At 34.4% G+C, this 18,998-nt stretch carries 15 protein-coding genes; 5 read left to right on the forward strand and 10 right to left on the reverse strand.

What is annotated here, in order from left to right:
- Position 1 precedes the first annotated feature (1 nt).
- The 5 genes from BD847_RS15735 to BD847_RS15755 all read right to left on the reverse strand — a co-directional run bounded on the left by BD847_RS15735 (position 2) and on the right by BD847_RS15755 (position 8,240).
- Positions 2 to 2,404, reverse strand: a complete 2,403-nt coding sequence (locus BD847_RS15735; protein ID WP_115889219.1) for a TonB-dependent receptor — start codon at positions 2,402 to 2,404, stop codon at positions 2 to 4.
- Positions 2,405 to 2,720: 316 nt separating this feature from the next.
- Positions 2,721 to 3,725, reverse strand: coding sequence for an FAD:protein FMN transferase (locus BD847_RS15740; RefSeq protein ID WP_167443870.1), 1,005 nt, complete (start codon positions 3,723 to 3,725; stop codon positions 2,721 to 2,723).
- A 211-nt stretch (positions 3,726 to 3,936) separates the two neighbouring features.
- Positions 3,937 to 6,120, reverse strand: coding sequence for a PepSY domain-containing protein (locus BD847_RS15745; RefSeq protein ID WP_115889221.1), 2,184 nt, complete (start codon positions 6,118 to 6,120; stop codon positions 3,937 to 3,939).
- 47 nt (positions 6,121 to 6,167) lie between these two features.
- On the reverse strand, positions 6,168 to 6,650 hold the full coding sequence (locus tag BD847_RS15750; protein ID WP_115889222.1) for a DUF2271 domain-containing protein: 483 nt from the start codon (positions 6,648 to 6,650) through the stop codon (positions 6,168 to 6,170).
- A 111-nt stretch (positions 6,651 to 6,761) separates the two neighbouring features.
- Entirely contained in the window at positions 6,762 to 8,240 is a 1,479-nt protein-coding gene (locus BD847_RS15755) for an ankyrin repeat domain-containing protein (RefSeq protein ID WP_115889223.1), read from the reverse strand.
- A 422-nt stretch (positions 8,241 to 8,662) separates the two neighbouring features.
- Between BD847_RS15755 and BD847_RS15760 the strand changes: the two genes are divergently transcribed.
- Positions 8,663 to 10,264, forward strand: a complete 1,602-nt coding sequence (locus BD847_RS15760; protein WP_115889224.1) for a Na+/H+ antiporter — start codon at positions 8,663 to 8,665, stop codon at positions 10,262 to 10,264.
- Between the two features lie 86 nt (positions 10,265 to 10,350).
- Here the strand turns inward: BD847_RS15760 and BD847_RS15765 are convergent, their stop codons facing one another.
- Positions 10,351 to 10,716 carry a winged helix-turn-helix transcriptional regulator gene (locus BD847_RS15765; RefSeq protein ID WP_115889225.1) on the reverse strand — a complete coding sequence of 122 codons (366 nt, stop codon included), beginning with the start codon at positions 10,714 to 10,716 and terminating at the stop codon, positions 10,351 to 10,353.
- A 79-nt stretch (positions 10,717 to 10,795) separates the two neighbouring features.
- Here BD847_RS15765 and BD847_RS15770 point away from each other — a divergent pair, with 79 nt between their 5' ends.
- Positions 10,796 to 11,674, forward strand: a complete 879-nt coding sequence (locus BD847_RS15770; RefSeq protein ID WP_115889226.1) for an NmrA family NAD(P)-binding protein — start codon at positions 10,796 to 10,798, stop codon at positions 11,672 to 11,674.
- 74 nt (positions 11,675 to 11,748) lie between these two features.
- On the opposite strand, the gene BD847_RS15775 is transcribed toward BD847_RS15770, so the two are convergent.
- From BD847_RS15775 to BD847_RS15790, 4 genes are all read right to left on the reverse strand, one after another.
- Positions 11,749 to 12,981: an RNA polymerase sigma factor gene (locus BD847_RS15775; RefSeq protein ID WP_115889227.1), complete on the reverse strand. Its 1,233-nt coding sequence runs from the start codon at positions 12,979 to 12,981 to the stop codon at positions 11,749 to 11,751.
- 104 nt (positions 12,982 to 13,085) lie between these two features.
- A complete protein-coding gene (locus BD847_RS15780; RefSeq protein WP_115889228.1) occupies positions 13,086 to 13,424 on the reverse strand; it encodes a YciI family protein in 339 nt (112 codons plus the stop codon).
- 90 nt (positions 13,425 to 13,514) lie between these two features.
- Positions 13,515 to 13,967 (reverse strand): carboxymuconolactone decarboxylase family protein, encoded by a 453-nt coding sequence (locus BD847_RS15785; protein ID WP_115889379.1) that lies wholly within the window; start codon positions 13,965 to 13,967, stop codon positions 13,515 to 13,517.
- An 84-nt stretch (positions 13,968 to 14,051) separates the two neighbouring features.
- Positions 14,052 to 14,624, reverse strand: a complete 573-nt coding sequence (locus BD847_RS15790) for a GNAT family N-acetyltransferase (protein ID WP_115889229.1) — start codon at positions 14,622 to 14,624, stop codon at positions 14,052 to 14,054.
- Positions 14,625 to 15,080: 456 nt separating this feature from the next.
- On the opposite strand from BD847_RS15790, the gene BD847_RS15795 reads away from it, so the two are divergent.
- The 3 genes from BD847_RS15795 to BD847_RS15805 all read left to right on the forward strand — a co-directional run bounded on the left by BD847_RS15795 (position 15,081) and on the right by BD847_RS15805 (position 18,929).
- Positions 15,081 to 16,094, forward strand: a complete 1,014-nt coding sequence (locus BD847_RS15795; protein WP_115889230.1) for a zinc-binding alcohol dehydrogenase family protein — start codon at positions 15,081 to 15,083, stop codon at positions 16,092 to 16,094.
- Between the two features lie 129 nt (positions 16,095 to 16,223).
- Complete coding sequence (locus BD847_RS15800) at positions 16,224 to 16,610, forward strand: DoxX family protein (RefSeq protein WP_208641808.1); 387 nt, start codon at positions 16,224 to 16,226, stop codon at positions 16,608 to 16,610.
- Positions 16,611 to 16,727: 117 nt separating this feature from the next.
- Positions 16,728 to 18,929 carry a TonB-dependent receptor gene (locus tag BD847_RS15805; protein WP_115889231.1) on the forward strand — a complete coding sequence of 734 codons (2,202 nt, stop codon included), beginning with the start codon at positions 16,728 to 16,730 and terminating at the stop codon, positions 18,927 to 18,929.
- The last annotated feature ends 69 nt before the right edge of the window (positions 18,930 to 18,998 follow it).

The following is an 18,998-nucleotide window of genomic DNA, read 5'->3' on the forward strand; positions in this document are numbered from 1 at the left end:
ACTAAAATTTGTTGAGTATGTAATTTAGCTTTACATAAAAAGCTCTTCCGGGTTTTTGCACCGCGAAGTTGTCGTAAACCTGCTGATTCGTTAGGTTTTTGCCATCCAGACTTACAATAAATTGTTTTTTAGGAAAAGTGTAGCTAAGACCTAAATCATGTGTCAATTGAGTTGGTGTCTGGTCAATTGGCATTTCAAACCATGTGGTATAAAAAGAACCTACATAACCTAAATTGTAATACAGATTCAATTCTGAATTTTGCTGTACTATATTTTTAAAATTGTATTGTGCGCTTCCGTTTAATGTGAAATAAGGTTCATTTGGAAGTTGTTTGTTGTAATTTTCCAAAATCATTCCGTTTTTATCATATTTAGTTTTATAAAGCGAATTGAATTTTGACATATTCATCGTTATGAACAATCGATTATTATTAGAATATTCTAAAGAAGCTTCATATCCTAAAGATTGCGCTTTACCCAAATTGACAGAAGGCGTTGCCTGCAAAGCTTCGTTTACACGAATACTAAATTGACGAATGATTTTATCCGTTGAGTTTCTCCAAAATCCGGAACCGTTAAAGGTGAATTTATGATGGTTTATTTGATAAGGACCAAAACGTAATCCTACGTTCAGATTATTACTTTGCTCCGGTTTTAAAGAGCTATTGCTGGTAAGATTTTCGCCGGGATTCCCAAATATTTCATTTTCAGACGGAAGTCTTATCGCTTTTTCAGCAGAAAGAGTGAACATTAATTTTGGAAGAATAAAATAGGAGGTCGCAAGACCGTAACCAAAATAGGTAATATTGTTGTTTTCTAATTGTTCTGTGATACTGCTTTGCCCGTTTAAGGTAGTTATTATCGGGGTTCTTTGTTCCGTTTTTTGATTGTATCTTTTTCCGAATAAGTTTGTTTTTAAGCGTGAATTAAAAGCATCGAGTTCGTAGGCCAATGAAAGTACACTTTTTTGCAGATCGCGTTTTTCCTGAAAATCTCTTTCCAATTTAGATTTCATTTCATCGTAATCGTTTCTTTTAAAAGAATAGAGCATACTGCTAAATACAAAGCGATGATTTTTATTTAAAGTATAGGTCAAACCTCCTCTTGTACTAAAGATTTTGTTGTCAATATGTAAAATCGTTGGCGCTCCCTGCTGTGCGCCATCGCGCGTCAAAAAGGGTTCACCGCGTAATCCAAGGGCTTTTTCTCCAAACCAGTTGTAATTCCATTTTACAGTATCATTTAAAACTTCTCCTCTTTGGCTGAAAACAGAATTGACACTAAATTCAAGGTTTTTAACTAAGAAATCCTTTTTAGAATAATTCAGACTAATTACTTTGGCATCAGATTCTGTAAACCTTCCTTTGTAAGGTATTGACATAGATTGTCCGTGCTGAATCTCATTGTAATCATCAGATGCATTAAATCCAATTAAAAAAGTATCCGCCCAATTGACATTTGTAAAACCAGCTTCAATACGGCCTCCGATAGATCGGTAAGCGTCATTAAAACGTTTTGCTTTAATAGGATCTTTTTGTCCGTTTGGCAGAACATTATAAGCAAATTTCCCCCAGATTTCGTAATCATTATCCGAGTAATTATAAAACCCCGAACCTTTCAGTGTAAAACCTGAAGCATCTCGGTAAGTAGTATTAAAGTTGGATTGAATCGTATTAAACGAACCATATGATACAGAAGCATTCAACGTGTTTTTTGCTCCTTTTTTTAAGATTACATTGATAGCGCCACCAAGTGCATCATCCGCCAAATGCGCCGGAATTACACCTTTGTAAACCTCAATACGTTCGATAAGAGCAGGAGGAATACTATTTAAATTGAAAGACGATCCATAAGTAGAAATCGGAATTCCGTCGATAAAAATTCGGATCGCATTTCCTGACATACCATTCAGGTTGTAATTTACGCTTGAACCTAATCCACCGTTTTGTCGAATTCGTACGCCCACAGATTGTGCAAGCAATTCGTTGGTTTGCATGTTTCTTTTGGCAGCTTCTTGCGTGTCGATAACATTGACCGAAAATCCACTTTCTTTAATTTCTTTCTTAACGGATTTTTTCTGGATTACGACCTCGTTTAAGGCTTTTGCATCTTCTTTTTCAACTGAAATATCAAGTTGAGTAGAAGTTTTGCTGACCGTAACGTTAACTGATTTTGGTTTGGCTTCCATAGACGAAATCTTAAGCTGATAACTGCCGTAGACTAAACCTTTTATTTCAAATTGTCCTTCATTATCCGTAACGGCAGACTTTTGGGTTCCAGAAACCAAAATGGAAGCACCAAAAGCTTTTGTGCCGTTCTCGAATGTTATTTTTCCTTTAATATTTCCTGATTGTGACCAGACTGAAGTAGTAATAAAAAAAGCCAGAAGTATTATAATTCTCATTGTATGACTGCGTGTAATTGTAGTCACAAAACTATGTTATAATTTATATTTAATCTAAATAAAGTAATTAGAAGATTATTAGATTTACATTAGAAATTTTAATGTTGGAAAAGATTATTCGCACTATTTGTCATTTCGACGAAGGAGAAATCTCCACAAGTAACTCCGCAAAGAAAGTCTAATCTTTGTCGAGCTTCTTGTGGAGATTTCTCCTTCGTCGAAATGACATACAATACTTAAAAAATATGATTTTTGTGAAGCAAGTATAAACGTAAAGAGTAAAGGCCTATAGCTTAAAGCCTAAAGCCTAAAGCTTTTAAAACTTAGCCTTAAAATGCTTCACATTAAAGTTTTTAGACTTAATCACCTTTCCTTTATCGGTAATCATCAAACAAGAATAAGCTGGATATTTTTGAAGTAAAACCAAGCCGTCTTTCTGGCCTAAAACCATCAAAGAAGTGCTTAGTCCATTTGCGGTTTCAGCATCTGGACCGAAAACTGTTACACTGCATAAACCGGTTACAGGATAACCAGTTGCAGGATTTATAATATGGGAATAACGTTTACCGTCAAAAACGACAAATTTCTCATAACTGCCGGAAGTGGTAACGGCTTGTTGTTCCAACGGGACAACTGCCAAAAGTTTTTCAGGATTAAATGGATTTGTAATTCCTATTTTCCAAGGCGTTCCGTTGGGTTGTTTTCCCCAGGTACTCATGTCTCCGGAACCGTTGATAATTCCGGCTTTTACATCTTTTGCAATCATCATCGCACGGCATTTATCTGTAGCATAACCTTCGCCTAAAGCGCCAAAACCAATCTTCATTCCGGGAAGTTTCAGAAAAATTGTCGACTGAATACTATCCAGAATAATGTTTTTATATCCCACTTTTGCCACCGATTTTTTTATGGCTTCCGCCGAAGGTATTTCTGTCATTGAACCATCAAATTTCCAGATTCTGTCCATTGCCGCAAAACTGACATCAAAACCACCATTGGTTATTTCAGATAATTTAATGGCTCTTTGTGTCAGTTCATAAACTTCACGATCTACTTTTATCGGTTTAATTCCGGCATTTTGATTTACCTGAGATACTTGCGAATCGGGTTTCCAGTCGGATATTAGGTTTTCAATTCTGCTAATTTCCGCAATTACAATATTGATATTTTGTTCCGCGGAAAGCGAATCTTTATCGACAATACTAATATCGAAACGGCCGCCCATAAGTAAAGTAGTTCTTTTTCGCAATACCTGAGAATGTGATGAAAAACAACAGATAATTGCAAAAAAGAATAAAATTTTAGGACAGCAGTGTTTCATTTCTATTGTGTTTTTAACCTGTTGGTTGTAATTCGTATTTTTTTATTCAACACATAGAAACATAGATTTTATATGCAAAAAAGAAGACTAAAAGAAACTAGTTTCTAACACATAGCCAGCTATGTTTGTTTTAAAAAAGTGAAACGCCTTTTTTTTAGAGTTCTTAATCTATGTTTCTATGTGTTAAAATAATTGTACCCAACGGGTTTTTTTAATAACAATCAGTCAAAAGCTGATTATTTGTTTTGTATTCTGAAAGATTTTTAGCTCCGTTTGTCAAACATAATTCACTCAAAATTGTTTCCACATCGGTTTGCATAGCAAGAGAGCCACAAATCATTATAACGCCGCCTTCTTTAAGTAAATCAATAAAAAATGGAGCATCTCTTTTTATTAAATCCATAACATAAATATGCTCGGCTTCACGCGATAAAGCAACATGAAAATTTGTTAGATGTTCTTTTTGCATCATGATTTCTGCAAACTTTTTGTAAGCTGAAAGTGTTGGCGTTTCCATTCGGAATCCGCTGTATAAATGCAATTCTTTTTTTGTTTTATTTTGTTCGATCATTCCCAGAAATGGGGCAATTCCGGTTCCGTTCGAAATAAAAACCACTTTCGAAGCTTTTTTTGGAAGATGGAAAGCCGGATTTTTAAGAATTCGCGCTTTAATCACATTTCCGGGTTCCAGATTATTTAAAAATCCTGAACCTAATCCGTTAGGATGCAATTTGACAACCAGTTGTATATTTCCGGTATGATTTCCAATAGAGTAGAGGCGTTCTCGAGAATCATCAGCAGGATAAATCGCCAATAAATCGCCCGAACTAAATTTTGTTCTTGCCGAAGCGCGTAAGGTCAGAATAAAAGTATGTTCGGTTTCAGAAATTGGTGTTTTGTCCAAAACCATTAATTTCTGCAAACCTTTCGGAACATGATTGTAAACGGACGGAGTTGTTGATAATGAAATTCCGGTTTTATCGCTCCACAATTTGACCCAATTCACAAACTCAACCGCCGATTTGTCGTTTACAGTTTGTAATTCCAACAATCGTTCTGTCCAGTTTTGATTCTCTAGAAGTTTGTCAATTTCAATTGCGAATCCGCAAAAATCAGGATACGCTTTCGACCCAAAACCAATAACCGAAAACTGAATTTTTTGTTCCTGATTTTGCTTCTTTAATAACGATACAAATTTATTAGCATTTGAAGGCGCGTCTCCTAAACCGTGAGTCGAAGAAAATACCAGAATATGTTCTGCTTTCGGGTAAACCGAATAACGATTCAATTCGGTTAAAAAAGCTTTATGACCGTGATCAATTAACTGTTTCTGAATGGCATTTGCAAATCGAAAAGAACTTCCGTTTTCTGATCCTGCCAATAATATAAAAGTACTTTCGTGCGCTTTAAACTTGTTTTTTATTCGGCTTGACCTTCTTTTTAAAGTAATTGCAAAACCCGAATAAATGAAGAAAAGAATATTAAGACAGGCAATTGCGAGAATGATAGCCCAGATTCCGTTAATTCTTCCTGTGTGAAGATCAAGACTAAAAGCAGCCAATTGTTTGGTCATCGGCGAAAGCTTCTCTGAAATAACTGCTCCAGTAATCTGATTAACTTCAATTTCACGGTTTTTTAATTCCATGATATAATACTCCTCAGGGTCATCTGTAAATGGGAATTCGATTTTCTTTACATCTGATAATAAAGTTGTTTTAAAAACAGAAGTTGTTTTGGCTTTCGCCGAAATTTCAGTCTTTGCAGGTTTCTCTTTTTCTTCTCCCATAAAAAAGTGGAACCTTTCGAGAGATAAATACGTTCCTGTAAGCGCAATAATCAGAATTGGTATTAAAGCCAAACGGCCAAAAACAACATGATAATATTGTGCAAAATATTCTTTGATAACTTTAGAAAAGAAATTTCGGATTCCTCTTTGTCTGCTCAAAACCATCATAAAACCCGAAATCGCTATGAGCAACAATAAAAATGAAATTACACCAACAAAAAAACGCCCCGTTTCATGAAGAAATAAGGAGCGGTGAAGACTGGTTACCCAGTTTATAAATTCGCTTTTTTTGGCAGGCGTTCCAAGTGCTTTTCCTGTTCTGGCGTCGATGTAGGCGTTAATATCGTTTCCGTCTTCATCAATAGCCTGCAGCGTTACAAACTGATTGTAATCGACACTTAATTCTGTAATTTCGGCGTATTTCTTTTTTAAAACAGGAAGCGTCTGTTCTAAAGTCAGAGTATCAAAATTTTCAGTTTTATAAGGCAAGGTTTTTTCCTGAGCTGCATCTACTGCAAGTATAATTCCGGTTACGGATGCCAGCAGTAAAAACAAAGAAGAAAACAAAGCCAGAGCCAAGTGTGTGTAACGCCAAAAAGAAAGAGTCATTGAATGTATGCTAAAAGGTAATCGAATATATTGTGGATTGTAAGATATTAAATTTTGTTCAATCTTACATATCTGATATAGCCTTTTCCTTCAGTTTTATCAGCAAGACCAGCAGTTGTTAACGGAATTTCAAGATCGCTTACATAATATTTCTGATCTTCAACAGCCGATTCAAATCGTAATTTGTATCCTTTATTAATTTTAGAATCGTCAATTTCTATTGTAGTAATACTACGATCTCCTCCTGTAACAGATGCTCCCGTTTTTGCACTAATATCAGCAGGTTTTGCAGTTTGAAATTTATTCCATTCTTTCAGTGATTTGTACCATTTTTTGTCATCACCCATTACATAAAGTGTTTTTTCGTACTCACCATTTGGGTTAATAAGTGAAACTACGATGTAAGCACCTTCTCCCATATAATTTGCCATTTGGAGCATGCATTTGTATTTGCTTGCCTGTGCATTAGCTTGAAAAGAGATTAGGCAGATAAGGGTAGCAGTAAGTGCAATTTTGAATATTGATTTCATTTTAATTGTGAATTGTAAATTATGAATTGAAAAAAGTGAAAAGCGGAATTTAAAGTGCGTGCTAATTGTTTTTAACTTTTGACTTTTGACTTTCCACTTTTGACTAAAAAATTATTTTAAAAATTCTATCGAAATGTTCTGTTTTGTTAAAGACTCATTTTCTTTTGCTAAAGCATAAGCACTTTCGTCAAATTCTGTTGTGATTTCTTTTTTTGCACCAATTGAAAGTAAATATTTCAAAATAGTATCATCTTTTGCAACCATCGCAGCTTTGTGTAAAGCCGTAATTCCGTCTTTGTTTTTTGTATTAACGTCGATGTTCAAAGAGGCTAACTTTTTCACAAGAGAAAGATCATTTTTAGCAGCAGCAAAGTGATACAAAGTACTTCCGTCTTTTTGCGGAGCAGCAAGATTAAGTCCTTTATCCTGAAGTAATTTTACTTTAGCTTCAAAAGTATCCTGTTTTGATTCTGGTCTGTATAATTGAACTAAATATACACCTAAATTATTTCCGTCTTTATCAATAACTTTTACATCAGCGCCTCTTCCTAAAAGAAGTAAAACAGCTTCAGTAGTTCCAGATTTAACCGCCATTGTCAAGGCAGATTCTCCTTTTTTATTCTGTAAATTGATGTTTTTAGCTTTTGGTAATAATAGCTCTAAAGCGCCATTTTCTCTGGCTCCGGCCGCAATCATGTACGGCGTGTTTCCGTCGTTATTTACTTTATTTACATCAATACCTTTAGAAAGGAAATAGTTGATGATTTCTTTCTGATTTGGTTTTCCAGCTAATAAATGAAGAACGTTTTCACCTGATTTTCCTGTAACGGTTGGTTTTAACTTTAAATCTTCAACAAGAAATTTATAAGCTTCTAATGAAGTTGATTCTCTACGGCTTCCCTGAGTTGCAATAAGAAGCGCATTATCAGTATATTCTACTTTTCTTTCTAATAATTTTTTCAAAAGAGCAATATCTCCTGTTCTTGCTGCATAATTGAAAGCGGTATTTCCGTTGTTATCAACATCTTTTAAAGACAAGCCTTTTGTAGTTAAAAAGTCGGCAAGTTTAAGTTCTTTATCAGAAGGAATACCTAAAAGCAATAGGTTTTCTCCGTCTTTGTATTTTTTCTTAGGATCAATTCCGGCTTTAAAAAAAGCTTCATAAAGCGCCGGATCCGATTGTCCGTTACTTGCAGCAAAAACCAACGGAGTTGTACCGTGACTGTCTTCAAGATTTATATCAGAACCTTTTGCAATTAAATATTCAACCAACTCTACATTACCTCTGTAAGCCGCCCAGTGTAGATAAATACGATTATCGTGCGTCATCTTGGTTACCGGATTTCCTGGCTGATCCAATAAAAATTTGATTGTTGCTAATGGTGCATCATTGTTAATGGCCAAAGTGGTAACATCAAAAGCATTGACATTTGCTTCTGCAGGATTATTTCCTTTACTTATTTCGTCTTTAATGGTATTGACTTCCGGTTTTGTCTTCCAAAGAGAAGCTTCTAATAAAGTGTTTTTTTGTTGAGCACTAACAAAGAATGTGGCAGCCAGTGCAAATGAAAGAAAGATATTCTTTTTCATATTTTGGTATTTGCTGTTTTTGAATAAGTTGTAATTCTTTTTTATTTATTGATAATCGATTTCTTAAAGCAATCTATTTAGAATAAATAAAAATAACGCAAATGTAAAAATTAATATGAGTTAATCAATGTTTTTACGGAAGAAACTTTCAATCTTAAGCATATTTTAATGTTCTTTTAATGTTGCCATTTCAATAAAAAAAATGTAGAAAAGCTTAAAATTTCAGATGTTGAAAAAGAGATTCATCAATTAGAACTGTTTGCAAATGTTTTTTCCAGATATAGTATTGAATATTTTTTTACGGGCTAAAAAATCAACTTCAACTTTTTTAGTGAATTTTTAATTTCGTTCTCATTAAATATTAATTTAGTAGCCATATCACGATGTTACCAAAACCAAATAATTCAAAACCAATCTGAAAAATGGAAAATATTACTGTAATTATTATGTTGCTATTTGGAGTTGCTTTTTTGAGCTTAATTAGTAAACGTTATAATTTTCCGGTTCCTATTATATTGGTACTTTGCGGTGTTATTATTAGTGTAGTTCCCGGACTTCCTGTGGTTGCTTTAAATCCGGAAGTGGTCTTTGTTATTTTTTTGCCGCCACTTTTATATCATGCGGCATGGTACACAAGCTGGTCTGAATTTAAGCACACCATTCGGCCAATTACGCTTGCAGCTGTTGGTTTGGTTTTGTTTACCACGATTTCTGTTGCAATTGCAGCGCATTGGCTAATTGAAGATATTTCGTGGCCATTGGCGTTTTTGCTTGGAGCAATTGTTTCTCCGCCAGATGCGGTTTCTGCAACATCTATTACAAAAGGTCTTGGATTGCATCCGCGTCTTATTGCTATTCTTGAAGGCGAAAGTTTACTTAATGATGCCAGCGGACTTGTCGCTTACAAATATGCATTGACAGCTATACTTGCAGGGAATTTTGTTTTGTGGCAAGCCGGACTGAACTTTTTTATTATGTCTACACTGGGTGTCGCTGTGGGATTGACCGTTGGTTATGTAATGAGTATTATTCATAAAAAGTTTGTTTGTGATGATGTTATCGAAGCAACGCTAACACTTTTAACGCCTTTTGCATCTTATTTAATTGCAGAGCATTTTGAATGTTCGGGAGTTCTTGCGGTTGTCACTACAGGACTTTATCTTTCGGCACGTTCCGGAACAATTTTTACACATGAAAGCCGCATTATGACCGGAACAATTTGGAATATTCTAACGAGTATTTTAAATGGTCTTATTTTTATATTGATCGGTTTACAGCTTCGTGATATCATTTCAGGAATCAGCAATTATTCAGGAACATCACTATTTATTTGGGGTGCTGCAATAAGTGTGGTGGTGATTTTAGTGCGCTTTTTATGGATTATTCCGGCAACATTGGTACCGAGATTTTTAAGTAAACGCATTCGCGAAAAAGAAGAATTTGATTATCGAAACATGATCATCTTTGGCTGGTCTGGTATGCGTGGCGTGGTTTCTATGGCGGCGGCATTGGCTTTGCCTTTAATGATTGATGAAAAACATGCTTTTCCGTTGCGAAACCTGATTATCTACTTAGTTTTCTGTGTGATACTTTCTACTTTAGTTATTCAGGGATTAACACTTCCGTGGCTTATCAGAAAATTAAAACTGCAACCTTATTCTATTTTAGCGGAAGAATATCACATCAGAAATACTATTGTTTCTGAGACAATTGCTCATATCGAAGATAATTTTTCGCTTCTTAATGATGATTTGCTTCATAACATTAAAAGTAAATATGAAGTAAAGTATAATCGTTTGCAGAAAACGGAACTTCCTGCCAATTTTTTTGGAAAAGGGAATATTATGGGCGGAGAAATCTTCAATGATTTTACGAAAGTGCAAATCGATTTATTGAATGTCGAAAGAGCAAAACTCGAACTCATGCACAAACAAGGAGAAGTAAACGAAGAAATTTTCCGTAAAATCGAAAAAGAATTGGATCTCGAAGAAACCCGCCTTTGGATGGAAATGTATGAGGAGTAGGTTTTTTTTAGTTACAAAGTTACAAAGTTGCAAAGGGACAAAGGTTTTTTGATAAACCTTTGTCTTTTTTTATTGTAGAAATAGTTTTAAGATGAAAAACCGTTTTCTTTATCTATAAAAGCCCATTCGGCCATCGCTTGAATAACTGGCATTAAACCAATTCCTGCGGAACTTAAACTATAGGTTACAAAAGGAGGAACAACTGGTTTTGCTTCTCTTATTATAAGATTATCAGCTTCAAGTTGTTTCAGATGCTGAATAAGCATTTTCTCGCTTACAGCCGGAATAGCTCTTTTTAATTCGCTATAGCGCAAACTTCCGTTAGAAAGATGATATAGAATAATCGGTTTCCAATAGCCTCCAATTTTTTCCATTACATACGTTACCGGGCATTTTTCTAATGCATATTGCTTATTTTCCTGAATTGTCGAAGATTCTTTGATTGCTGTCATTATGCATACTTTAGGGTAAGTACTTGTGTAAAAGTAAGTACAAATATACCTTTGTTTCAGTTAATAAAAAAATAGAATTATGAAAATTGCAATATCAGGTTCTTTAGGGAACATAGGAAAGCCATTAGTTAAAAAACTTACTGCATCAGGACATCAGGTAACGGTTATAAGTAGTACTTCAGATCGATCTTCAGAAATTGAGCAATTGGGGGCAAAACCTGCAATTGGATCTGTTAATGATGCAGCTTTTTTAAAAACTGCATTTGATGGAGCAGATGCAGTTTTTGCTATGACACCGCCAAATATGGGAGGAAGCAATATTATTTCGAATACAGTTGCGGCTGGTCATGCTTTCGCGAAAGCGGTAAAGGATGCTGAAATTAAGCGTGTAGTAATGTTAAGCAGTATTGGTGCCGATTTGCCAAAGGGAACCGGTCCAATTGCTGGACTTCATGAAATCGAAAAAATATACGAAACATTAGAAAATACAGCGGTAACTTTTCTGCGTGCTGGATTTTTCTACACAAATTTCTATAATGATGTTCCAATGATTAACGGAGCCGGAATTATGGGTGCAAATTATCCTGCATCAACTTTGATTCCTTATGTTCATCCTGAAGATATTGCAAGTGCCGTGGCTGAAGAATTGCAAAAAACTGCTTCTGGAAAAAATGTTCGTTATATTGTTAGTGATGTTCGTACGCCAGGTGATGCCGCTAAAATTTTTGGTGCTGAAATCGGTAAACCAGAATTGCCATGGATTGAATTTACAGATGAGCAATCTTTAAATGGTATGATTCAGGCTGGATTACCTGAAGAAATAGCAGGTTTATATACCGAAATGGGAGCAGGTTTGAGAAGTGGAGCAATTGCAGAAGATTTTCTGAAAAATAAAACTGCAGTTGACGGAAAAATAAAATTAGAGGATTTTGCAAAAGAATTTGCTTCGAGATTCTAAAATTTTAGTCTAAAAATAAAAAAGAGTTCATCAAGAAATGAGCTCTTTTTTTATGAATTGATTTTATCGTTCTATTATAATTGAAGTGCCCTTATGTTTTCCTTAATGATATTTTTATCTGAAGTTGTTTTGGCTAAGCCAAGAGCAATTTCGAAATGATGAAGGGCTTTTTTATTATCGATGCCGTTGTATAAATTGCCAAGCAAAGAATAATAAAAATGATTATCTGTTAATTGGAGTTTTTCTGCTTCTACAATTGCTTCTTTTTTGCCGACGGCTTTAGAAAGGGCGTAGGTTCTGTTTAGCGCGACAATTGGAGAATATTCCAGAATAATTAAGTTGTTGTACAATTCGAGAATGTTTTTCCATTTTTCTGGAGAATCTTTTTTCTGTGTATGCCAATAAGCAATTCCAGCTTCCAGATGATATTTTGAAAGTGTATTCCCTTGTGAAGATTTACTAAGAAAATAAGTGCCACGATCGATTAATTCCTGATTCCAGAGTGATTCATCCTGATCTTCGTATAAAATAATTTCGCCGTTTGTTGAAGTTCGCGCTTCAAATCTTGACGAATGAAAACACATTAATGCGAGTAAAGCATTAGAAGCGGGCAAGTTTGTTGATTCATTCTGAATCAGCAAATAAGTTAAGCGCATTGCTTCGGCGCAAAGATCTTTTCGTAAAGTTGTATTTTGCGTCGTCGAATAATATCCTTCAGAATAAAGGAGATAAATGGTTTTTAAAACCGTATTGATTCGGTCTTTTATTTGGGAAGCATTCGGATTTTGAATCGGAATGTTTTCTTCTTTGAGCTTTTCTTTTGCGCGATTGATTCTCTTATAAATAACTTCTTTATTGGACAGAAAAGCATCCGCAATTTCACTTATTCCAAAACCACATAATAAATTGAGCGCTAATGCAATTTGCGCTTCATCAGAATTACAAGGATTACAAACCGTAAACAGCATGGCCAACTGACTATCGGCAATATTTTCTTCTGATAAATCAATTTCGATTTCGGGACTATTTACAGATGAGTTGTATTTTATTTCAGTGACAATTTTCTTTTCAAAAATATCATTTCGCTTAAAATGGTTTTTGGTTTTATTTTTAGCAACGGTGTAAAGCCAGGCTGTCGGATTATCAGGAATTCCCTTCATCGCCCAAGTTTCAGAAGCAGCAAGGAAAGTGTCGCTTACAATGTCCTCAGCAATCTCAATATGATGAATACCAAACAAACTGCAAAGCACCGAAACAATTTTCTGATACTCTTTTCTAAATAAATAAGGGATAAGTTCTTGCTCCATAAATGATTAATTGTAAATGGTGAATTGTGAATTGTGAATTGAAAATGACGTATTATGCATTAAAAGACAAAGTGATAATTCACAATTCATAATTCACCATTATTTTAAACCGCCATTCTAATTTCTACGTTTCCGCCCATATTCAAAACGGGGCAATCTTGTGCAATAGCGGCAGCTTCATCATAATCTTTCGCTTTGATGATAATTAATCCGCCAATAGATTCTTTGATTTCTACGAAAGGGCCATCTGTAATTCCTTTATTAGAATTTACCAGTTTTCCTTTTCCGTCCCAGCGTTGTAAAGGTCTGGCTAATTTATCCTGAGCAGCAAGACTTCCAAACCAGTTTTGCCATTGCTGTAAATGCTGCTGAAGTTCCTCAGGCGATGGTTGAGCTTCTTTTGTCGCAAAATCTCTTCTGAAAATTAATATGAATTCATTCATTTTATTTCGTTTTAAATGATTTAATAAGAATTGGCAGTTTTAATTCAACTATAAAAATACACTTTTACGAATCAAAACTGCCTTTTTTGTTTATCCAAATTGACCTACTCTGTAAGTTCCCGGAGTATTAGCGAAAGCGATGTTAATGCGATTCCAAGTATTAATTGTAGCAATGGCAAGTGTAAGATCGATTAATTCTTCTTCAGAAAACTCCGCTCTTGCAATTTCGTAAATTTCATCAGGAACATCACAGGCATTTACTGCTTCCGCGTAAGCAAGAGCAACTCTTTCTCGTTTTGTGTAATAAGGTGTTTCTCTCCAGGCGCTTAATCCAAATAAACGTTGTGTAGTTTCTCCGTGCGCAATTGCTTCTTTTGAATGCATGTCTAAACAATATGCACAGCTATTGATTTGTGATATTCTAAATTCTACCAATTCCAAAAGAGATCTGTCAAGTTCTGATTTTTTAAGATAACTTGTAATTCCAAATAAAGTTGAGATTGCTTTTTGACCTTTTTCAAATACATTAATTCTAGTTTCCATTTTGTATAATTTTAATTGTTTATACTCTAATGACAACTGAACTTTCGGAATTGGACATTTTTTTGAAAAAAAAGATAAAAAAAATTAAATCCCTTGTAATTTCTGGCTTATTTGAAGATGTTCCAGCTTTTTTCCGACCAAAGTTTTTTCTCCAACGGGTTTAAAACCGAGATTTAAATAGAGTTTTTTTGCACTCGGATTATCTTCTTCGACTAATAATCCAAGCGTTTCGTTGTTTTTGTTTACATATTCATCAATCAGAAATCGAAGTATTTTTGATCCGATTCCTTTTCCCTGAAATTTTGGATTTACACCTAAAGAATCAATATAGAATTCTCCAGGTTTTGTTTCGAATTCGGGATCAAATTCGGGATTGAAATGTGTTCTGACATAATTAATTATCGGAGTTCTTAACGCTTCTAAGTCAGAACCATTATAAATATTTACAGCACCGATAATTTCGTTTTCTTCTTCCGCAACAAAACAATTCTCATACGAATATTGATTGTTTTCTTTTCCGATGAAATGCTCCAGGAAATCTTTCGCGGAAGCGTAATCTTCCTTTTTAATAAACTTGTAAATGATATCTTCCATTGCCAGCAATAAAATAGGAGCAATTTCTTTTGAGTCGGATATTTTGGCTTTTCGGATAATCATTTTAAGAATTTTAAGTTTAGCAAATTTACTTAGAAATTGTTTAATGCAGATTTTCTTTAATACTTAGAAGCATAAATTTCTGTGTTTATTTTTCTCTCGCAGATTTGGCAGATTTGGCAGAATATTTAAAATCTGTGTGGATCTGTATGAGAATAAAAGAAAATCTGCCCAATCGGCTAAATCTGCGGGAGAAAAATAAACACATAGAAACATAGTTTTTCTTTGCATAGAAAGGCGTTTCACTTTACATCAATGCACATAGCTATGTGTGAAAACTAGTTTTTTCTTTATTCTTTTTTTAGAATATAAAATCTATGTTTCTATGTGTTAGAAAAAAATCAGCATGAAATTTAAAACCGCTGAATTTGTACAATTATAAACTCAATTTATACCACTTTTAAGATTTCAATGCAACTTATCTTTGTAAGACAATTTTAATTTAAAAATTAAAAAGAAATGAAAGCAATAGGATTTAAAACATCATTACCCATAGAAGAAAAAGAAAGTTTTATAGAATTCGAAACTGTAAAACCTGTGGCGTCCGGTCACGATTTATTAGTAAAAATCGATGCGATTTCTGTAAATCCAGTCGATTTTAAAGTGCGACAAAGCGCTGCAAAAGATACCGTTTTAGAAACTCCAAAAATAATCGGTTGGGATGCAGTTGGAATTGTTCAGGCTGTTGGAGAAAAAGTAAGTTTGTTTGAAGTAGGCGATCCGGTTTATTATGCCGGAGATATTACAAAACAAGGAAGCAATGCTGAATATCAGGTTATTGACGAAAGAATTGTTGGAAGAAAACCAAAATCATTAAGCATTGAAGAAGCAGCCGTAATTCCGTTAACCGCTTTAACGGCTTGGGAAATCTTGTTTGACCGAATCAGAATCAACGCTGAAAAAGACAAAGGAAAATCAATTTTAATTATTGGCGGTGCCGGCGGAGTTGGATCGATTGCGATTCAACTAGCAAAGAAAATTGCAGGATTAACGGTAATTGCAACGGCTTCACGTCCGGAAACAATCGAATGGTGCAAACAACAAGGAGCTGATTTTGTAGTAGATCATAAAAATTTAATTGCAGCTGTAAAAGATGCCGGTTTTGAAACGGTAGATTTTATTCTGGATTTTGTGGATACGAATGCTTATTGGGATACGATGGTGGAACTGATTAAACCGCAAGGTCATATCGCTTCGATTACAGGAAGCAGTGAGCCTGTTTTGCTAAACAAACTAAAAAGCAAAAGTGTTTCTTTTTCTTGGGAATTGATGTATACGCGTTCGATGTACCAGACAGAAGATATGATTGAACAACATCATATTTTAAATAAGGTTGCCGATTTACTTGACGAAGGCGTTTTGAAAACAACTTTAAATGTAACTTTAAATGGTCTCACAGCTGATAATCTGAAAAAAGCACATGAACTTTTGGAATCAGGAAAAACAATTGGAAAGATTGCGATAAAATATTAATACAGATTGAAAATGTGTTATTTGAAATTATTCTAAATAATAATATTTGTAGTTTAACAAAATGTTGTATTTTAGTTTCCTTACAAAATCGAGTTTGTATTTAAATTTTAAAACCAAAACAAAATTGTTATGATTTCAAAAAACACAGATCTTGGGTTATTAGTATTGCGTATCAGCATTGGCGGATTAATGCTTTTTCATGGTGTAGCAAAAATTCTGCACGGAATTTCTTTTCTTGAAGAGAATATGGGAGCAGTTGCATATGCTGTTTATATTGGAGAAGTTCTAGCTCCGTTGGCTATTTTAATAGGATGGCGTACCAGAATTGCTTCGGTTATTTTTGCTATTAATTGTATTGTGGCAGTTGCAGTAGCTCATTCACAGGAATTGTTTTCAATCAGCGACCATGGAGGTTACGCTTTAGAATTATTAGCACTATATCTTTTGGGTTCCGTTGCTTTGTTTTTTACAGGAGCCGGAAAACTTGCACTTTCGAACACTAATAAATGGGATTAATTCCATAAAAGATTTATAGTAAAAAGCTCCAAATTTCTGATTTGGGGCTTTTTTTTTGGTTCTTGGGTTATTATCTTATTTTTGCGGCACTTTATAAAATCTATTGCCTTCTTTAAAATGAAATATTTATTTGCCCTTGTTCTTTTTGTTCTTTCGATTACCAGTAATGCACAATCTCTTAATGGCGTTGTTAATTCTAACGGAAAACCTCTGTCAGAAGTCTTAATTCGTGATTTTACCTCAAAAAGCCATGCGCACACAGACGCAAAAGGAAAATTTGTATTAGAAAATGTCCAGTTAAACGATAGTCTTGAAATCTCGAAACAAGGTTTTATTACTCAAAAAATAAAAATCACTTCTTTGGATTTTCTTTCTATTTCAATAAATGAAAAGCCATTTTTGCTTGAAGAAGTTACGATTTCAAACAATTTAAGATACTTAAATACGATTTCTAAAATTGATTTGGAAATTCAGCCCATTTCTAATTCTCAGGATTTGTTGCGTAAAGTTCCCGGGCTTTTTATTGGCCAACATGCGGGTGGAGGAAAAGCAGAGCAGATTTTCCTGAGAGGTTTCGATTGCGATCACGGTACAGATATTAATATTTCGGTTGATGGTATGCCGGTAAATATGGTTTCGCACGCGCACGGACAAGGATACGCAGATCTTCACTTTGTAATTCCCGAAACCGTAGACAGAATAGATTTTGATAAAGGTTCTTATTTTGCTGATAAAGGCGATTTTACAACTGCAGGATATGTTGGTTTTAATACGAAGAATGCGTTAGAACACAGTTCACTTTCTTTTGAGGGCGGTCAGTTTGATACTTTTAGAACTGTTGCATTATTTAATCTATTGAATAAAGAAAATCAGTCGGCTTATTTTGCTGGAGAATACATGATGACAGATGGTTATTTTGATGCTCCGCAAAACTTTAACCGAATCAATTTGTTTGGGAAATATTCGGCAAAACTGAACAATGGCGACCGAATTGCGTTGTTTGTTTCTCATTTTAAAAGCCAATGGGATGCCAGCGGACAAATTCCGGATCGTGCAGTAAACGATGGAACCATTTCGCATTACGGTGCAATAGATTCAAACGAAGGAGGAAACACTGGAAGAACCAATTTCAACTTGCAATATGATGCTAAAATTGATGAAAATTCGCAGATAAAAAATACAGCTTATTTAAGTAAATATGATTTTGAATTGTATTCTAATTTTACTTTTTTTCTGAATGATCCTGTAAACGGCGATCAGATTAAACAGAAAGAAAACAGAACAATTGTAGGTTTTCAATCGGAATATGATGAAAAATTAAATGAAAACTGGCGTTTTAAACTCGGTGCCGGATTAAGAAATGATAATAATAAAGATGTTGAGCTTTCGCACACATTAAATAGAAAATCGGTTTTAGAATATTTAAGTTTAGGAAATGTAAATCAGACCAATCTTTTCTCCTTTACAAGTTTTGACTTTACTTCTGGAAAATGGTTGATTAATGCGGGTTTACGTTTGGATTATTTTAAATTTGGATATGAAGATCAATTGGCTTCAACCTATACCAATCAAACGCAGACAAAAGCGATTTTGAGTCCGAAACTGAATTTTTCTTATACTCAGAATACTGAATTACAATATTTCTTAAAATTAGGAAAAGGCTTCCATAGCAATGATACACGTGTAGTAGTAGCGCAAAAAGGGCAGGAGATTCTTCCGGAAACGTATGGTGCCGATTTAGGTTTAAACTGGAAACCTTTTCCAAGAATGATTGTAAACTCAGCCATTTGGTATTTATACCTTGCACAGGAATTTGTTTATGTAGGAGATGAAGCCGTTGTAGAGCCAAGCGGAAAAACAGAAAGAAAAGGTTTTGATTTTGGTTTCAGATATCAATTGACAAATTGGTTATTCTGGAATACTGATTATACGTATACACACGCACGTTCTCTTGATGAACCTAAAGGAAATGATTATTTACCATTGGCGCCTGTTCATACTTTAATGAACGGATTTTCAGTAAAAGATTTAAAAGGATTTTCAGGAAGTTTGAGAACCCGTTTCTTAGGTGATCGTCCTGCAAATGAAGACAATTCTGTTGTTGCAAAAGGATATTGTATAACGGATTTCTCGGTAAACTATCAGATCAAAAAAGTTTCAGTTGGAGTAAATATTGATAATATTTTCAATACAAAATGGAAAGAAACACAATTCCTAACAGAATCAAGATTAGCAAATGAAACTGATCCTGTTGAAGAAATTCATTTTACGGCAGGAACGCCTTTTAATGCCCGATTGATTTTGAAATATAGCTGGTAGAAACTTAAAAATTAAAGCAAAAAAAGCGAGACTTTCTGTAAAGAATTGGTCTCGCTTTTTCAATTAAAA

Origin of the sequence: Flavobacterium cutihirudinis, assembly GCF_003385895.1 — a bacterium.
Lineage (GTDB): Bacteria > Bacteroidota > Bacteroidia > Flavobacteriales > Flavobacteriaceae > Flavobacterium > Flavobacterium cutihirudinis.

What these genes read in the sequence shown, in the direction of transcription:
- BD847_RS15735 (WP_115889219.1), bottom strand. Translation starts at nt 2,404, where the DNA reads ATGAGAATTATAATACTTCTGGCTTTTTTTATTACTACTTCAGTCTGG.
- BD847_RS15740 (WP_167443870.1), bottom strand. Translation starts at nt 3,725, where the DNA reads ATGAAACACTGCTGTCCTAAAATTTTATTCTTTTTTGCAATTATCTGT.
- BD847_RS15745 (WP_115889221.1), bottom strand. Translation starts at nt 6,120, where the DNA reads ATGACTCTTTCTTTTTGGCGTTACACACACTTGGCTCTGGCTTTGTTT.
- BD847_RS15750 (WP_115889222.1), bottom strand. Translation starts at nt 6,650, where the DNA reads ATGAAATCAATATTCAAAATTGCACTTACTGCTACCCTTATCTGCCTA.
- BD847_RS15755 (WP_115889223.1), bottom strand. Translation starts at nt 8,240, where the DNA reads ATGAAAAAGAATATCTTTCTTTCATTTGCACTGGCTGCCACATTCTTT.
- BD847_RS15760 (WP_115889224.1), top strand. Translation starts at nt 8,663, where the DNA reads ATGGAAAATATTACTGTAATTATTATGTTGCTATTTGGAGTTGCTTTT.
- BD847_RS15765 (WP_115889225.1), bottom strand. Translation starts at nt 10,716, where the DNA reads ATGACAGCAATCAAAGAATCTTCGACAATTCAGGAAAATAAGCAATAT.
- BD847_RS15770 (WP_115889226.1), top strand. Translation starts at nt 10,796, where the DNA reads ATGAAAATTGCAATATCAGGTTCTTTAGGGAACATAGGAAAGCCATTA.
- BD847_RS15775 (WP_115889227.1), bottom strand. Translation starts at nt 12,981, where the DNA reads ATGGAGCAAGAACTTATCCCTTATTTATTTAGAAAAGAGTATCAGAAA.
- BD847_RS15780 (WP_115889228.1), bottom strand. Translation starts at nt 13,424, where the DNA reads ATGAATGAATTCATATTAATTTTCAGAAGAGATTTTGCGACAAAAGAA.
- BD847_RS15785 (WP_115889379.1), bottom strand. Translation starts at nt 13,967, where the DNA reads ATGGAAACTAGAATTAATGTATTTGAAAAAGGTCAAAAAGCAATCTCA.
- BD847_RS15790 (WP_115889229.1), bottom strand. Translation starts at nt 14,624, where the DNA reads ATGATTATCCGAAAAGCCAAAATATCCGACTCAAAAGAAATTGCTCCT.
- BD847_RS15795 (WP_115889230.1), top strand. Translation starts at nt 15,081, where the DNA reads ATGAAAGCAATAGGATTTAAAACATCATTACCCATAGAAGAAAAAGAA.
- BD847_RS15800 (WP_208641808.1), top strand. Translation starts at nt 16,224, where the DNA reads ATGATTTCAAAAAACACAGATCTTGGGTTATTAGTATTGCGTATCAGC.
- BD847_RS15805 (WP_115889231.1), top strand. Translation starts at nt 16,728, where the DNA reads ATGAAATATTTATTTGCCCTTGTTCTTTTTGTTCTTTCGATTACCAGT.